The organism is Mycobacterium sp. GA-1841 (assembly GCF_001954135.1).
GTDB lineage: Bacteria > Actinomycetota > Actinomycetes > Mycobacteriales > Mycobacteriaceae > Mycobacterium.
In genome coordinates this window covers 1-16,715 of sequence record NZ_MBEQ01000115.1, presented here as the reverse complement: position 1 = coordinate 16,715, position 16,715 = coordinate 1, and the positions used below count along the sequence as shown (strand labels likewise).

The window sequence follows — 16,715 nt, the reverse complement described above, 5'->3', positions numbered from 1 at the left end:
GCGGGGGTCTTCCCCCGTTGCCCGCCAGACGCATTTCGCCCCCAAACCCCGTTTTGGCGGTAATATGTGCGTCTGCTCGCGGGGAGAACTAGGGGGTGTAGCCGAACGGCAGCAGCACGCTCTTGGCCTGGGTGTAGGCGTCGATGCCCTCGGGGCCGTTCTCGCGGCCGATGCCGGAGTTCTTGTACCCGCCGAACGGTGAACCCGGATCGAACGCGTACATGTTCACCGCGTAGGTGCCGGTGCGGATCTTCGAGGCGATCTCCAGGGCCTTCGGGAAGTCGGTGGTGTACACGCTGCCGGCCAGGCCGTAGGGCGAGTCGTTGGCGATACGCACCGCATCGTCCTCGTCCTCGAACGGGATCACCACGAGCACCGGCCCGAAGATCTCCTCCTGGGCGATGGTCATCGAGTTGTCGACGTCGGCGAACACCGTCGGCTGCACGAACCAACCCGAATCCAGGCCCTCGGGACGACCACCGCCGGTGACGACGCGCGCGCCTTCTTCGATGCCCTTCTTGATGTAGCCCTCGACCCGGTCGCGCTGCTTCTCGCTGATCACCGGACCGATCATGGCGGCCGGGTCATCGGGCAGACCGGCCTGCATGGCTCCGGCAGCGCCCGCCAACTTCTCCACGACCTCGTCGTAGCGGGACCGCGGGGCCAGGATGCGGGTCTGGCCGACGCAGGCCTGACCGCTGTTCATCAGGCCGGAGAACACCAGCATGGGCAGCGTGGAATCGAGGTCGGCGTCCTCGAGGATGATCGCCGCGGATTTGCCGCCGAGCTCCAGCGTGCACGGCTTGAGCTTCTCGGCGGCGATCTTGCCGATCTCCTTGCCGACCGCCGACGAGCCGGTGAAGGTGAACTTGTCCAGCTCCGGGTTGTTGGTCAGGGCGCGGCCGGTCTCGGGGCCGCCCGGGACCACCGACAGCACACCTTCGGGCAGGCCGGCCTCGGCGAACACCTCGGCCAGCAGGTTGGTGGTCAGCGGGGTCTCGCCGGCGGGCTTGAGCACCACGGTGCATCCGGCCAGCAGGGCCGGCCCCAGCTTGTTGCAGGCCAGGAAGAACGGCACGTTCCAAGCGATGACGGCGCCGACGACACCGATCGGCTCCTTGAGCACCAGCGTCTGACCGTAGATGCCGTCGCGGATGTCGCGCCAGGTGTACTTGTCGGCCGCGCCCGCGTAGTACTGCAGGCCCGACACACCCGCGCCGAACTGCATCATGTCGACGATCGTCTGCGGCTGGCCGGTCTCCAGCTTCAGCAGGTGCTTGAACTCCTCGGCGCGTGCATTGATCAGGTCGACGGCCTTGGCCAGGACGGCCTGCCGCTCCTCGGGCGACAGGTGGGGCCACGGTCCCTCGTCGAACGCCTTGCGCGCCGCGGCGCAGGCCGCGTTCACGTCGGCCTCGGCGGCCAACGGCACCTGCCCGACCTTCTCGCCGGTGGCCGGCGAGAAAACTTCGATGATCTCCGAGGTCGACGGCTCGACCCACTGGCCACCGATGAACAGCTTGTCGTAATCGGTCTTGGCGACAGTTGCGCTCTGTGTCATGGTCGTCACATTACCGAGGAATCGGCCAAACGAGAACCTGTTCCAGTTGGCGGTTTCAGGACGGCCGCAGAACCAGCACCAGATTGCTCACCAGGAACTCCCGCAACCCCGGCACCGCGGTCATCCACCACGCCCATCGTGGGTGGTAGCGGGGAAAAGCGGCGATCAGGGAGCCGGTCGAGTGCGCCCACTGCAGGCCGTCGGCGGCCGACACCGCGAACAACGACGAACCGTAGTCGTTTTTCGGCCGGTGGCCGTGCTTGCGGGCGTAGCGCTCGGCGGCCCGAGCACCGCCGAGGTAGTGCGTGAGCCCCATCTCGTGCCCGCCGAACGGACCGAGCCACACCGTGTAGGAGAGCACCACCAGCCCGCCGGGTCGGGTGACCCGCAGCATCTCGTTGCCCAACCGCCACGGGTGCGGCACATGCTCGGCGACGTTGGAGGACAGGCAGATGTCGACGCTGGCGTCGGCAAACGGCAGTGCCATGCCCGAGGCGCGGACGAACGTCCCTTCCGAGGCGTCGGCCGCCGGGCTCAGGCCGGACGTCGCCGCCCTCGCGGCTCCGGCGTGCGCCTCGCGGGGATCGGGCTCGACTCCGATGTAACGCAGTCCGGCCGTGTCGAACGCCGAGGCGAAGTACCCCGGTCCTCCACCCACGTCGAGCACCGTGCGCCCGGCTGGGGATTCACCGATGGTCGATGTCCACAGATCGGTGACCATGGCCACGGTGTCGGCGGCCAGCGCGCCGTAGAACCGAGCTGGTTCGCTCTGCTCGAACCGGAACTGCGCCAGCAGGCTTATCGACCGACGCAGGGTCGCCCGCCGGGCGAAGCGTGCCGAGATGGCGCTGGACTGCACCCGCCCAACCTACTCACCGGTACCCTCAACACGATGTCTGCCCGTCCTGACCCCCGCCTACGGAGCGTCCTGCTGCTCTGCTGGCGCGACACTGGTCATCCCCAGGGCGGCGGCAGCGAGGCTTATCTTCAGCGGATCGGCGCGTGTCTGGCCGACGACGGCGTCGACGTCACGCTGCGCACCGCCCGCTATCCGGGTGCGGCGCGGCGTGAGGTGGTCGACGGGGTGCGGATCAGCCGGGCCGGCGGGCCCCACAGCGTCTACATCTGGGCCGGGTTGGCCATGGTGGCCGCGCGCGTCGGGCTCGGGCCGTTGCGCCGCGTGCGGCCGGACGTGGTCGTCGACACCCAGAACGGATTGCCGTTCCTGGCCCGGTTGGCGTTCGGCCGCCGCGTGGCGGTGCTGGTGCACCATTGTCATCGCGAACTGTGGCCGGTGGCCGGGCCGGTGCGGGGCCGGATCGGGTGGTTCGTCGAATCGAAGCTCTCGCCCCGCCTGCACCGCCGCAACCAGTACGTCACGGTGTCGTTGCCGTCGGCCCGCGACCTCAATGAACTCGGCGTCGATTCCGGTCGGATTGCGGTGGTGCGCAACGGGCTTGACGAGGCGCCCGGAGCCACCCTGGAGCTTCCCCGCTCGCACGCCCCGCGGCTCGTGGTGCTGTCACGTCTCGTGCCGCACAAGCAGATCGAGGACGCTTTGGCGGCCGTCGCCGTCCTGCGCACCGAGGTGCCTGGGTTGCACCTGGACATCCTGGGTGGGGGTTGGTGGCATGAGCGCCTGGTCGAGCACGCCCAACTGCTCGGTATCTCCGACTCGGTGACGTTCCATGGCCACGTCGACGAAGAGACCAAACACCGCGTGCTGCAGCAGAGTTGGGTTCACGTCCTGCCCTCGCGTAAGGAAGGCTGGGGACTCGCGGTCACCGAAGCCGCTCAACACGGGGTGCCGACCATCGGTTATCGCGCCTCCGGCGGGCTGACCGACTCGATCGTCGACGGCGTCACCGGCCTGTTGGTCGAGGACCGCGACGCCCTGGTCGCCGGAATCCGTCAGCTGCTGAACGACCCGGTCATGCGAATCCAGTTGGGCAGCAAGGCGCAGGCCCGCAGCGACGAATTTTCCTGGACCCTCAGCGCCGAGGCGATGCGTGTCGTGCTGGAATCCGTGCACGGTGGTCAGTACGTCAGCGGGCTGGTGTAGCGCTCCGGCGCGAGGCGGCCGGATTTGGACGCACTTCGCGCGCATCCGGCACCGGTCCCGAACGGGTATCCGATGTGCCCACCTATTAGCGACAATCGAGCGACAATCGCCACATCAGCACCGCAGTGTTCACCAAACCCATTGTCGCTCGGCGATTTTGGCACACATGCCCCAGTGGCCTCATGAGCATCATCTGTCCAGTGCCCGGTTGTGAGCGACTCCGTCGCTGATGGCTGGGCAACCCAAAATCCGTGGCGCATGAGGCTTTTGGTGACTACAGTGACGGAAGTAGTGATTGGTTGTGTGACGAACGGTACTCCTGGTGCTCGGGAGGCGATTGTCGCTGAATTGTCGCTAATAGGCGGGCAGGTCGACACCAGCTTCCACTCCGCGACGCAAAGAAGGCCAGCCCGGCCCGGCTACCCGGAAAATTACCCGGAGAATTTGACCCCGCACGCGAGGGCCGGTGCATGGACCAGTAGGACGTCGAGGTGCATCAGGGTACGAATGGTGATCGCCACCATGCCGGCAGGCCAGGCGATGCAGCGGAAACGCAACTATGGGGCGAATGACGGGCGGGTACCGGTCCGCCGGACCCGCCACCCGCTGACGACCATCCCTGCAGCGCCCACCACCAAGGCCGACAACCACACCAAGTGGGCGCCGATCATCAACCCGCGGTGCGGGGACACCGCAGACGAACCACCCACCCGGTGCACGGCCACGTCGCCGCCGGACTCGCGCACCACCCAGCCCACCCCGGCCTCGGCCAGCTTCCGATCAGACGCGCCGGAGAGCACCAGATCCTGCACGGCCCGCGCCCGCGCGCCTTCCCCAGGTACGGTCTGGCCGCCGATGGACAGATCGCCCGTCTGATACACCTCGGCACGAACCCAGCGCGGTAGCGGATCGAGCACCGGAGCCCCGGGAGCCCATGGGAATTCACGCATGCTGTCGGGGGGCAGTGCCACGACCGGCAGAGGGTCGGCGTTGATCTGCGCCGCCGCGGCGGCCCAGCTCGCCGGATACTGCACGGCGCGCATCTGATTACCCACACCCCACGCCAGATCGGGCAACACCGCGATCAACGCCGCGCAGCACACCGCGGCTGCGGCCGCGGCAGGAACCCGCAGTCGACTCAACGTCGCCGGGGCGGCGGCAGCGGCCAGCGCGTAACCCGGCATGGCCAGCGCCACCCATTTCTGTCCGTCCCGCACCACACCGAGGCCGGGAACCGCCCGCACAACCGCCTCGACGAACGCCAGCCCCACGCCGGTGGCCATCGCGGCCGGGATCAGCAGGGCCGCCGCAGCCAACACGAGCAGCGGCACCGCCGCACGGTTTCGCACCACCACCGGGAGACCGAGTGCGACGACACCGAGCAACACCACCGTTGCCACGAACGCGAAAGCCGTTGTGCGCGACTCGGGTACCGCGTCACCGTTCCAGATGCCGCCCAACCCGGCCAGGCTGCCCAGGGTGGCCAAACCGGGCTCGGCCCGGGCGGCGAACGCCTGCACCCCGGCGGCCGAGTCCGGCGATGACACCGACCCGCCCACCATCGCGGCCACCAGCCACGGCGTCGCGGCCAGAATCGCCGCACCCAGCCCGAGGCCGGCCGCCCGCAGCCGTGTCCAACCGGCCGCCCGCGGCCGCGTCAAACCGGCCGCCCGCGGCCGTGACCAACCAGCCCCTGGCGCTGCGACACACACGAGCGCGACCGTGGCGGCCAGCATCAGACCCGTCGGCGTCAAACCCGCCAAAGCGATCCAGAACATCAAGCCCCAGGCGGATCCCCAGCCGGCGCCGGCGCGCAACTTCACCATCGACACCGCCACCCACGGCAGCGCGCCATAACCGACCAACAAACTCCAGTGGCCCTGCAACAAACGCTCGGCCACATACGGATTCCAGATCGCCATCGTCGCTGCGATGAACTGGCCTGCCGAACCGACTTCCAGGACCGTCGAGGCCAGCCGCGCCGCACCCCAACCGGCCAGCCACAGGCCGGCCACCACAAGAATTTTGACGACGACGCCACCGTCGAGCCCGGTCGAGACCACCGCGACGAGGAAATCCTGGGGCAGGGCCCGGGGTGCGGCCTCGGTCAATCCCAGTGCCGCGTCGGTCAGATACGAGCGCGGGGTGGAGACGGCGTCGCGCAAAAGCAGGTAACCGGGCCCCAGCAGGGGCCCGGTTACCAGTAACGACAGTGCCAGCGCGTAGGCCGGCAGCAGTGCGGAGCGCAGACGCAGATCTATCGGTCCGGCGGTAGATCGGATGGGCGTTGCGCAGGCAACTTCTCGGTCTTGGCCTCGGCGCCCGGAACCTGGAAGCCCTGGGTGTCGAAGAATCCATGATCGGCGGTGTCGAGTCCCGGATCGATCAGGGTGGACTCGGCGCGCACGGCGAACGAGCCCACCACGGCGCCGCCGACAAGAGCCAGCAGGCCCAGTGCGGTGAACGTGATCGGCAGGATCCGGGTCCACAACGCCACCCGGTCGCGCTCATCCTGAGCGGCCGCAACCTGCGATTCCACGGTCTCTTCGTTGTAGGTGACCTTGAAGTCGACGTAGGTCACCTCGGGCTTGAGCGCATCGCGTGCGTAGTACTGGTAACCGTGGTCCTCGGCCTTGACGATGGTGCCGGACACCGGATCGACCCAGAAGGTGCGCTGTGCGGCGTAGAAGCGGTCCATCGTGATCCGCTCGTCCGGCTCGCCGGGCACACCCCACATCGCGGCGCTCGCGGTGACCGAACTGTCCGCGTCATCCTCGTAGAGCGAGGAGTACTTGACCGGCTCGGCCAGCTTGCCATCGGTGTCGTAGCCGACGTTCTGGATGAACCGGTAGGTGGTCAGCCCGTTGATGTCTTCTTCACCGTCGTAGTTCGCATCGAACGGCTTCTGGGCGATCGGATCGAAGAACGGATAGGTCTTCTTCTCGGTGTCGAACGGGAACCGGTAGGTCAGGCCCTCGTGCGGCAACGCGATGTTCGTCGGCGGCTTCTCGTCCTCGATTGCCCGCGGCTTCTGCAGCGCCCCGCCCGGGTTGTTGTCGCTGGACACCGCGAGCGCGGTGCTGCGGTTCATCGTGACGGTGTCGACGATCGCCAACAGCAGTCCGGAGTCCTTCTGCCGGTCGGTGCGCCGCAGCGAACTGCCCACCTGCAGCGTCACCACTTCGGCGTTCGACGGCGATTCCACACTGACCTGCTGTTGCAGGGCGACCGGCACGTTGCGGTCCACGGAGAACTTCTCGGCGGACAACGATTCCGGATCGAACGCGGTCGCGGTCCCGTCGCTGACCAGGCTGGTGTCCAGGTTGAGCGGGATCTTCGCGATCTTGCCCTTGGTGTAGGTGGTGAGCAACAGTGCGGCGATGAGCAGGGCTGCACCCAGCCCCATCAGTCCGCATGCCGCGATACGCAGCGCCACTGCGCGGTTCAAACCGGGCCTCCTTCAGTGTGGGCCAACTCGTCGTGAGGCAAACCCGTTCGACCCTAACAGCACTATTTAAGGCCATTACTTACTCCGGTGGCACCCCACCGGTGCATTGACCCGCAGTTTGGCGGGGTTGTCGGGGCCCGGCACACTGGTCGCCGTGGCCACCGCAGCATCGGACCGGGGCACCGGTACGGAGCCGGTCGGCGGGACGCGCAGCTTCCTGCCGGCTGTCGAAGGCATGCGTGCCTGCGCGGCCATGGGTGTGGTGCTCACCCACGTCGCCTTCCAGACCGGGCACACCACCGGGGTGAGCGGCCGGTTCTTCGGCCGTTTCGACCTCGCGGTCGCCGTGTTCTTCGCGCTGTCGGGTTTCCTGCTGTGGCGTGGCCACGCCGCAGCAGCCCGGGGGTTGCGTCCCCGTCCGCGCACCGGTCACTACCTGCGCTCCCGCATCGTGCGCATCATGCCCGGCTATGTGGTGGCTGTCGTGGTCATCATCCTGCTGCTGCCGGAGGCCAAGGCCGATTTGACGGTGTGGCTGGCCAACCTGACCCTGACCCAGATCTACGTGCCGCTGACGCTGACTGCGGGTCTCACCCAGATGTGGAGCCTGTCGGTCGAGGTCAGCTTCTATCTGGCCCTGCCGGTGCTGGCACTGTTGGCGCGACGACTCCCGGTGCGGGCGCGCATCGGGGTGATCATCGCGGTGGCGGCGCTGAGCCTGCTGTGGGTGCGCATCCCGTTCGACGGGACGACGGGCCTCAACCCGTGGAACTGGCCGCCGGCGTTCTTCTCGTGGTTCGCCGCGGGCATGGTGTTGGCCGAGCTCACGGTGAGTCCGTTCGGTTGGGTGCACCGGCTGGCCCGGCGTCGGGTGCTGATGGCCGTGATCGCCGCGGTGGCATTCGCGATCGCGGCGTCCCCACTGGCCGGACTGGAGGGCCTGCGCCCCGGTTCTGTCGAACAGGTGACGCTCAAGACCGCGATGGGCGCAATCGTCGCGGGCGCGTTGTTGGCGCCACTGGTGCTCGATCACCCCGACACCCGGCACCGGATTCTGGGCAATCGGGTGATGGTCACGCTCGGCCGCTGGTCCTACGGACTGTTCGTCTGGCACCTGGCCGCCCTGGCGATGGTGTTCCCGATGATCGGAGAGTTCCTGTTCAACGGACAGATGCTGATCGTGTTGGTGCTGACGCTCGTGTTCGGCTTCGCGCTGGCCGCGGTGAGCTACGCGTTGGTGGAGTCGCCCTGCCGAGAAGCATTGCGCCGCTGGGAGTACCGCAACGAGCGCCCGGTTCCGCCGCTGGACAGCTCGATCACCGACGAGCCCGAACCGGCGCCGGCGGCGCGCTGACCCTCAGTACCCGCCCTGGCGCTCGAAGATCCGGCGTGGGTTGTCCACCAACATCGTGGTGATCTGGTCCTCGCTGACCCCGCGGTCACGCAGCGCGGGCAGCACGTCGTTGTGGATGTGCAGGTAATGGCTGTTGGGCAGCGCGGTCTTGGTCCGCTCGTCGGGCAGCGCATCGAAATAGCACCAGGTGTCGTGGGAGAGCACCATCTTGTCGGCATGGCCGCGCCGGCACATCGTCGCGACGGTGGCGACCCGGTCTTCGAACGGTAGGAAGACGTCCACGCCGAACCGGTCCATGCCGATGTAGGAGCCATTGGCGATCAACTCCTCGAGGTAGGCGATGTCGGTGGTGTCGCCGCAATGGCCGATCACCACCCGGGACAGGTCCACGCCCTCCTCGGCGAAGACGCGCTGTTGCTCCAGACCGCGACGGGTCGCGGCGTGGGTGTGGGTGGAGATCGGCGCCCCGGTCTGCCGGTGGGCCTGGGCGACGGCTCTCAAGACCCGTTCGACCCCGCGGGTGACACCCGGTTCGTCGGTGGCGCACTTGAGGATTGCCGCCTTGATGCCGGTATCGGCGATGCCCTTTTCGATGTCGCGGACGAACATCTCGGTCATCGGGTCCACCCGGCCTGCCGTGGGTTTGTTGAAGTGAAACGTCAGCGGCAGATCGTTGTAGGTGTAGAAACCGGTGGCGACGATGATGTTGAGCTCGGTGGCCTCGGCAATCCGGGCGATGCGCGGAATGTAGCGGCCGAGTCCGACCACCGTGAGGTCGACGATGGTGTCGATCCCACGCGATTTGAGCTCGGTGAGCCGCGCGACGGCGTCGGCTTCCCGGCCGGCGTCGTCGCCCCAGGACTCCGGATAGTTCTGGGTGAGCTCGGTCGACATGATGAAGACGTGCTCGTGCATGAGCGTGGTCCCGAGGTCACCGGTATCGATGGCACCACGTGCGGTGTTCACAGTCGGCACAAGGGAATGCTAGGCCGATCAGTCGGGCTGGTCTGCGGGTTCGGCCGCGGCGGCCGGGTGCGCAATCGTCGGATCGGGTACTCACACAGATAGGTTGTATAACCGGGTGAAAACCCTTTCGAGGCAGGCCAGCTCGTCAGGTTCGATGTGGTCGAAGAACAGTTGGCGGACCGACTCGGTGTGCCGGGGGGCGGCCTCGCCCAGTGCCTCGGCGCCGGTGGCGGTCAGCACCGCGCGGTAGCCCCGGCCGTCTTCCGGGACCGGCTCCCGCAACACCAGGCCACGTTTGGTCATCGAGTTGATCTGATAGGTGATCCGGCTCCGGGAGAACACCATCTTCTCGGCGAGTTCGCTCATCCGTAGGCGGTGATCTGGTGCGGCGGCCAGCAGCATGAGCAGGTGATAGTCCATCAGGGTCAGACCGGTGGATTCGCGGAGACGCTCGTCGAGCACGGTCTCCAAGCGCAGGCTGGACTCGATGTAGGGCCGCCAGGCCCGCTCTTCGGCCCGGGTCAGCTGGCGCGCCATGGTCCTCCCAACGGCTGACTGGTTCAGTTTTCAACAGTATGGCCTATCACCTTGCCACAAGGATCATCTGGACCTACAGTCAAAGTAATGCAAATTTTAACTATATGAACGGATGGAAGACATGACCCACAAGATCGACTGGGACGACGCCTACCGGCAGGAGCAGACCCCGGCGTGGAGCATCGGTGCACCGCAGCCGGAGTACGCGGCGATGATCGACGATGACGGTGTGGTTCGTGGCGAAGTGCTCGACGCGGGCTGTGGACACGCCGAACTCGCTCTGGCCCTCGCCGCGCGCGGTCACACCGTCGTCGGCCTCGACCTGAGTTCCACGGCCGTGTCTGCAGCGGCCGACGCGGCGCGGGAACGCGGGCTGGACAACGCGACGTTCGCCCAGGCCGACATCTCCTCGTTCACCGGTTACGACGAACGGTTCTCGACCATCTTCGACAGCGGTCTGCTGCACGCCTTGCCGGCCGAACTCCGCGACGGCTATCTGAAGTCGGTGCACCGAGCCGCTGCGCCGGGGGCGCGGTTCTACATCCTGGCCTTCGGTGTCGGTGCCTTCCCTGACCACGAGGGGCCCGGACCCACACAGTTCACCGAAGATCAACTGCGCGAGGTGGTGTCACGGCACTGGCGCGTCGACGAGATCAAACCGGCTCAGCTGCACGCCGCTCTGCCCGAGGGCCCGGCCCAGATGCCTGGGTTCCTGCTGACGGCCACCAAGGCCTAACCGGCCGCCTCGACCGCGGCGAGCACCTCCGGGGTGGTCGGGTCGAGAACGTCGTCGAAGTCGTGGTGCTTCTGGACGTATTTGGCGACGAACGGGCACACCGCGACGATGCGCTTGCCGGCGTCGCGAGTATCGCTCAGGGCGCCGGACACCAACTCGCCGCCCAAACCTTGGCCGCCGAACTTGTCGTCGATTTCAGTGTGGTGGAAGATGCGCTGATCGCCGGAGTCGACATAGGCGGCGAGGCCGGCATGATCACCGTCGACGGTGATCTCGTAATGGCGTGCTTCGGGAATGTTGCGGACTTCGGCCATGTCCCCACTATGCCGCAGCCGCACTGGCACCATCTGTCAGATGGCCGTCACGACAACGTCGACCTGGGCGCCGTTGGCGTCGCCGATCTACCGCGCGCTGTGGATCGCGCAGTTCGTCTCCAACCTGGGCACCTGGATGCAGACGGTGGGCGCGCAGTGGATGCTCGTCGACGATCCCCGCGCCCCGGTGCTGGTGCCGTTGGTGCAGACCGCCACCACGCTGCCGGTGATGCTGCTGGCCCTGCCGTCCGGTGTGCTCGCCGACCTGGTCGACCGACGCCGGCTGCTGCTGGCCACCCAGGGGGCGATGGCGGCCGGCGTCGCCGCACTCGCCACGTTGACCGGCGCGGGCCTGGCGACCCCGACGGTGCTGCTGACCCTGCTGTTCCTGATCGGCTGCGGGCAGGCGCTGACCGCCCCGGCCTGGCAGGCTATTCAACCGGATCTGGTTCCACGCGAACAGATCCCGGCCGTCGCCGCCCTGGGCAGCATGAGCATGAACGGTGCCAGGGCGATCGGTCCGGCGATCGCCGGCGCGCTCGTGTCGCTGTCCGGTCCGACACTGGTCTTCGCGCTCAACGCCGTCTCGTTCTTCGGCATCGTGGTGGTGCTGCTGCTCTGGCGTCGCCCGGCCATCGAACAGCTGTTACCCGCCGAGCGCCCGCTGGCCGCGTTGAGCGCGGGCGGGCGGTTCATCCGCCGGTCGCCGATCATTCGCCGGATCCTGCTGCGGGCGGTGCTGTTCATCGCGCCGGGCAGCGCGCTGTGGGGTCTGCTTGCGGTCATCGCCGAACGTCAACTCGGGCTGACGTCATCCGGGTACGGGCTGCTGCTGGGCGCGTTGGGTGTCGGCGCGGTGCTCGGTGCGCTGGTCTTGGGGCGGTTGCAATCGCGGTTCGGCCTCAACACGTTGCTGATCGCGGCCGCCCTCGGATTTGGCGGGGCCACAGCGGTTCTCGCGCTGGTGCACAACTTCGCCGTGGTCCTGGCGGCGCTCGTCCTCGGGGGCGCGTGCTGGCTGTTGGCACTGTCCACACTCAACGCCTCGATGCAATTGAGCCTGCCCGCCTGGGTACGGGCCCGCGGGTTGTCGGTGTACCAGTTGACTTTCATGGGTGGCCAGGCGATCGGCTCCCTGGTGTGGGGCCTGGTGGCCGGCGCCACCAGCACCGTCACGGCCTTGCTGATCAGTGCGGCCCTGCTGGTGTTGTGCGCGGTGTCGGCCTGGTGGTGGCCGTTGCATGCGCGCACCGGTGACCTTGACCTGACCCCGTCGGCGCACTGGCCCGAACCTGCCCTGGTGTTCGAGCCGGCACCCCCGGACGGTCCGGTTCTCGTGCTCACCTCCTACCGGGTCGCACCCCAACACGAGACCGAGTTCTTCGCGGCGATGGGCGTGCTCGGCCGGTCGCGGCAGCGCACCGGAGCCACGCAGTGGCAGTTGTTCCGCAGTGCCGAGCGAGAAGCCGTGTTCGTCGAGGCGTTCGTGGTGCGGTCGTGGGACGAGCATCTGCGGCAGCACCGCACCCGCTTGACCGGCAATGACCTGCTCATCGAGCAGTCGGTCGAGCGGTGGGTCGAGGGTCCGTCGGTGTCGCACCATCTGATCGCGGTGAAGACCCGTTGACGAACCGTTCAACTCGGCCTTGACTGTGACCTAAGCCACACCAGGTGGCGGGCGTATCCGAGGAGGTCAGCCCATGACGAGGACACGGTTCGGCTCGCTCGCGGCGGGCGGCCTGAATTGGGACAGCTTGCCGCTGAAGCTCTTTGCCGGGGGAAATGCCAAGTTCTGGAACCCGGCCGATATCGATTTTTCGCGCGACCGGCAGGACTGGGAGGCGTTGACCGAGCGGGAACGCGAATATGCCACCCGACTGTGTGCGCAGTTCATCGCCGGTGAGGAGGCTGTCACCAACGACATCCAGCCGTTCATGAGTGCCATGCGGGCAGAGGGCCGTCTCGGTGACGAAATGTATTTGACCCAGTTCGCTTTCGAGGAGGCCAAGCACACCCAGGTGTTCCGGATGTGGCTGGATGCCGTCGGGGTGACCCAAGACCTGCACAGCTATTTCGACGAGTTGCCGGCCTATCGGCAGATCTTCTGCGACGAGCTGCCGGAGTCGCTGGAGAAGCTGACCGCCGACCCGTCGCCGGCCGCCCAGGTGCGCGCCTCGGTGGTCTACAACCATGTCGTCGAAGGCATGCTGGCGCTGACCGGCTACTTCGCCTGGCACCGGATCTGCGTGGGGCGCGGCATCCTTCCCGGAATGCAGGAGCTGGTCCGCCGGATCGGTGACGACGAGCGCCGTCACATGGCCTGGGGCACCTTCACCTGCCGCAGGCACGTCGCCGCCGACGACGCCAACTGGGAGATCTTCGAGTCCCGGATGACCGAGCTGATCCCACTGGCCCTGCGCCTCACCGAAGAGGGGTTCGCGCTGTACGCCCCCGATATTCCGTTCGGTCTGGTCGAGGACGAATTCATGCAGTACTCCAGCGACAAGGGCATGCGCCGGTTCGGCACCATCAGCAGTGCCCGGGGCCGACCTGTGTCCGAGATCGACCTGGACTATTCGCCGTTGCAGTTGGAGGACACCTTCGCCGACGAGGACGAACGGGCACTGGCGACGGCCTGACCCGCCTCCGCACGTCGGTTACCGCTTGATCGGCGGCACCGCCGATGCCGCCACGGCGAGGACCGATACCAGCGCGAGCAACTGCAGCCAGGGCGAGTGTCCGACGTACCCGTCGACCGAGCGCCACGGGTACTGGCTCAGCGCGGCGCCGGCCAGGATGAGCCCGCCCGCCGCTGTCAGCACCGTGAGCTTCTCCCGCCGGCCCTCGCGATCACGCAGCACGTGCCGCACACCGAGGACGGCGCCTGCCACCACGAACCCCGCCAGACCGGAGATCGCCGTCCCGACCGCGAGGACCGCCGCGCCGCCGAGTGCCGGCGGCACCCGCCATGGACTGGCCGGGGCGAGATCGGGGTCGCGGCGCCGGGCCGGCCACAAGGCCAGCAGCGCCAACACGGGCAGCAGCGCGAGCCCGGCGATCAACCCGATCCGGTAGGGCGTGTTCGACGGGAAGGTCAGCGTCACGGATCCGCCATCGCCGGCCGGGATCACCCAGCCCTGCTGCCAGCCGTTGACCTTCACCGGCGTGAGTACCGCACCGTCGGTGCCGCGCGCCGTCCAGCCGGGGTTCACGCTCTCGGGGACCACGAGGACACGGGCCGTGGCCGAGGCCGGCACCTGCACCTCGCGGCGGTCGGACGACCACACCGGGGTGTCCACCGGAGTCGTCGGGGCCCCCGAGGATTGGTCGGTCAGTCGGTCAGCGGCCGGGGTATCGAGCACGACCCCGTCGACGACGAACGCGGCGCCCGGGCTGACCAGCAGCTCCTGTTGCCCGGCGGGCAGCGGCACCGGATCGGTCCGGCAAGGATGGGCCGGGATCGGGTCGCCGTCGAGCAGCGCGCCCACGGTGGTGCGCACCGAGGTCTGGATGAACTGTCCGGCAACACCGATGATCGGGCCCTGTCCGCACGGAAGTGCCACTGTCCGTTTCCGATTGGCGGCGGCATCCGCGGCGGCGATCGGTGCGCCACGGACGTCGATGGCGGTCAGTTCGGCCAGTCCGGGCGGCTTGAGCTGATCGAATCCCAGTGAGGTGCGGTCGATGATGTCGTTCCACCCCAGCAGAGACACGGTGATCGTGTCCGTCGTCCGCGGTTTGAGTTTCACGGTGGTGGCCTCGCCGTCGGCGGGCAGCTTGTGCATCTGCGGACCGTCGCCGAGATCGATCGCCACCAGTGTCGGATGTGCGGGCGGTTGCGTGGTGCCCGGATCGATCCGCAGCGCACCCACCTCGGCCGGCGCGGGCAACTTCAGGGTCAATGTCGGCGGAGCCTTGAACTGGACGACGCGTTGCGGCGCGGTCCACGACGTCCTCGGGTCGCCGTCGGTGGCGGCATACGACGAGCCGAGCACGTCGATCGGGTCAGCATCGCCGAAGGCCCGGGTTTTGCCGGGTTGGGCGATCAGATCGGCCAGCTTCGGACCCTGGCGGGACCGGACCCACACGGTTGGCTGTACTTGCACGGCGCTCGGCACCGACAGGGTGCGGCTCAAGTTGACCGGCTCCTCGGAGGCCAGCGCCAACGATGCCGCGCACCGGATGCCGGCCGGACTGTCGGCGCACCCCTGGCGGCCCAGCAGTTCCGTGCCGAGATCCCATTGCGCGACAACCGCATCCGCGGGCGGGGGCGGGACCTCCACGGTGTGGCGCAACGTGATGGGGTGAGCGAAACCCGATGCGTCGTACTGGGTGACCGCCAGGTCGGTGACACCGAACTGCACGCCGCCCGACCCGTCGTCGGTGGCGACCGCGGTGACCCGCACCCACGGTGTCTCGCCGACGGGCAGCGGCACCGTCAACGGTTGGCCCGGGGTGTCGAACCGCAGGCTGCTGGTTCCGGTCGCGGTGGCCACCTCGATACGGCGCACCTGCGCGCCGACCGCGGTGGCACTCGGCGTGATCGTCAACGTGGCATTGGTGACCGGATGATCGAAATCGACCTGCAGCCACTGACCGACGGCGGCCTGCAGCGCGTTGGACACCCACGCGGTCGAGCTGTCGCCGTCGACCGCCGCGGCGGGCCCGGTGGCCGGCGCGACGTTGGGCAGTGCGGTGGAATCCGCCGCCGAACTCGACACCGACACCCGTCCGCCGTTCCACTTGCCGTAGACCAGGGCGGCGCCGTCGGCCGGGTAGTCCGGGACCCGGTTGTGGGTGTGACGGGCGTCGTCGGGGGTGCGGATCGCCGAGGCATGGTCGTCGACGCGACCGTAGTCGACCTCGCGGGCGGTCGGGGTGTCGGTGACGATGACGCCGCCGGTCCGGTCTGGCTGCACCGGCAGGCCGGCCCGTTCGGCATCCGCTGTCAACAACATCGGCCCCAGCGGCGGGTGGCCGGTGAGGCGACGACGTTCGTCCAGGCGGAGCAGGGCCTCGGGCGCCCCGGCCACCCGGGTCATGGCGTCGGCGTCGACCAGATAGGGCGCGGCCGGTTTGGTCTGACCGGTGTCGACGCGATAGATCTCGACGGCAGGGTAGCGCGGGCGCAGACCACTGTCGGCGACGAAACCCTCCAGGGTCCCGGGGCCTACCGGCGCACCGAACTCGGCGACTTTGGACATCCCCCTGGAACCTTCGATCGACCGGTGCACCAGGACCGGGCGGGCCGATCGGGACACGTCCGGGTCCAGATCGTTACGCACCACGACATAGGAAATGCCTTGCCGGGCAAGGGTATCGGCCAGCCCCTCGGACGGGCGGCCGGCGGCGAACAACCGCTGCACCGAATCCAGGGCCCGGATCGTCTCCGGTGGCGTCAACGGGATGGAATCGCGCACTCCCCACGGGCTGGAGCCCAGCACCTGCAGGGGTTCGTCATGGCTGTTGCCCCACGTCTGGGTGGCGAACGGGGCGCCGGGGGCCACCAGGACCCGGCCCCGGTCGGTGTTGTGTGCGTCGAGCCAGTCGGCCGCACCGTGCCAGTACTGCGGGATCGCGGTGAAGGTTCCGGCCGGCGCGATCCGGCCGGTCCAGGCGATCGAGGTGCCCGCGGCAAGCGCTGACAGCACCACGATGGCCACCGCGATCCGCTTGTCACGCTCGGGCCGGGAGAACGCTCTGAGCCACACCAGACGGGGCGCGCTGCCGGGCAACG

General features: G+C 68.2%; 13 protein-coding genes. 5 read left to right on the top strand and 8 right to left on the bottom strand.

What is annotated here, in order from left to right; genetic code table 11:
• Window positions 1-88: 88 nt before the first annotated feature.
• Together A5740_RS26385 and A5740_RS26380 are read right to left on the bottom strand one after the other, a co-directional pair.
• Complete coding sequence (locus A5740_RS26385; protein WP_076199111.1) at window positions 89-1,561, bottom strand: aldehyde dehydrogenase; 1,473 nt, start codon at window positions 1,559-1,561, stop codon at window positions 89-91.
• Between the two features lie 55 nt (window positions 1,562-1,616).
• The gene (locus tag A5740_RS26380) at window positions 1,617-2,420 is read right to left on the bottom strand and encodes a class I SAM-dependent methyltransferase (RefSeq protein ID WP_076199109.1); all 804 of its coding nucleotides are present in this window, start codon (window positions 2,418-2,420) and stop codon (window positions 1,617-1,619) included.
• 33 nt (window positions 2,421-2,453) lie between these two features.
• Here A5740_RS26380 and A5740_RS26375 point away from each other — a divergent pair, with 33 nt between their 5' ends.
• On the top strand, window positions 2,454-3,623 hold the full coding sequence (locus tag A5740_RS26375; RefSeq protein ID WP_076199107.1) for a glycosyltransferase family 4 protein: 1,170 nt from the start codon (window positions 2,454-2,456) through the stop codon (window positions 3,621-3,623).
• Between the two features lie 557 nt (window positions 3,624-4,180).
• Here A5740_RS26375 and A5740_RS26370 read toward each other — a convergent pair.
• A complete protein-coding gene (locus tag A5740_RS26370; protein ID WP_175616373.1) occupies window positions 4,181-5,860 on the bottom strand; it encodes a hypothetical protein in 1,680 nt (559 codons plus the stop codon).
• Between the two features lie 20 nt (window positions 5,861-5,880).
• The gene (locus A5740_RS26365) at window positions 5,881-7,071 is read right to left on the bottom strand and encodes a DUF3068 domain-containing protein (protein ID WP_076199105.1); all 1,191 of its coding nucleotides are present in this window, start codon (window positions 7,069-7,071) and stop codon (window positions 5,881-5,883) included.
• A 235-nt stretch (window positions 7,072-7,306) separates the two neighbouring features.
• Here A5740_RS26365 and A5740_RS26360 point away from each other — a divergent pair, with 235 nt between their 5' ends.
• Window positions 7,307-8,425, top strand: a complete 1,119-nt coding sequence (locus A5740_RS26360) for an acyltransferase (protein WP_254849350.1) — start codon at window positions 7,307-7,309, stop codon at window positions 8,423-8,425.
• 3 nt (window positions 8,426-8,428) lie between these two features.
• Here the strand turns inward: A5740_RS26360 and A5740_RS26355 are convergent, their stop codons facing one another.
• Both A5740_RS26355 and A5740_RS26350 read right to left on the bottom strand, forming a co-directional pair.
• Window positions 8,429-9,400 (bottom strand): phosphotriesterase, encoded by a 972-nt coding sequence (locus A5740_RS26355; protein WP_076199101.1) that lies wholly within the window; start codon window positions 9,398-9,400, stop codon window positions 8,429-8,431.
• An 81-nt stretch (window positions 9,401-9,481) separates the two neighbouring features.
• Window positions 9,482-9,928 carry a MarR family winged helix-turn-helix transcriptional regulator gene (locus A5740_RS26350; protein WP_076199099.1) on the bottom strand — a complete coding sequence of 149 codons (447 nt, stop codon included), beginning with the start codon at window positions 9,926-9,928 and terminating at the stop codon, window positions 9,482-9,484.
• 121 nt (window positions 9,929-10,049) lie between these two features.
• Here A5740_RS26350 and A5740_RS26345 point away from each other — a divergent pair, with 121 nt between their 5' ends.
• Window positions 10,050-10,664, top strand: coding sequence for a class I SAM-dependent methyltransferase (locus tag A5740_RS26345; RefSeq protein ID WP_076199115.1), 615 nt, complete (start codon window positions 10,050-10,052; stop codon window positions 10,662-10,664).
• Here A5740_RS26345 and A5740_RS26340 read toward each other — a convergent pair.
• On the bottom strand, window positions 10,661-10,978 hold the full coding sequence (locus A5740_RS26340) for a GNAT family N-acetyltransferase (RefSeq protein ID WP_076199113.1): 318 nt from the start codon (window positions 10,976-10,978) through the stop codon (window positions 10,661-10,663). The genes A5740_RS26345 and A5740_RS26340 overlap by 4 nt on opposite strands.
• Before the next feature lie 40 nt (window positions 10,979-11,018).
• On the opposite strand from A5740_RS26340, the gene A5740_RS26335 reads away from it, so the two are divergent.
• Both A5740_RS26335 and A5740_RS26330 read left to right on the top strand, forming a co-directional pair.
• Window positions 11,019-12,605: an MFS transporter gene (locus tag A5740_RS26335; protein WP_076199097.1), complete on the top strand. Its 1,587-nt coding sequence runs from the start codon at window positions 11,019-11,021 to the stop codon at window positions 12,603-12,605.
• 73 nt (window positions 12,606-12,678) lie between these two features.
• Window positions 12,679-13,617, top strand: coding sequence for a R2-like ligand-binding oxidase (locus A5740_RS26330; RefSeq protein ID WP_076199095.1), 939 nt, complete (start codon window positions 12,679-12,681; stop codon window positions 13,615-13,617).
• A gap of 18 nt (window positions 13,618-13,635) precedes the next feature.
• Here the strand turns inward: A5740_RS26330 and A5740_RS26325 are convergent.
• Window positions 13,636-16,715 (bottom strand): alpha-(1->3)-arabinofuranosyltransferase family protein (locus A5740_RS26325; protein ID WP_076199093.1); only part of this gene is annotated, 3,080 nt, incomplete at its 5' end.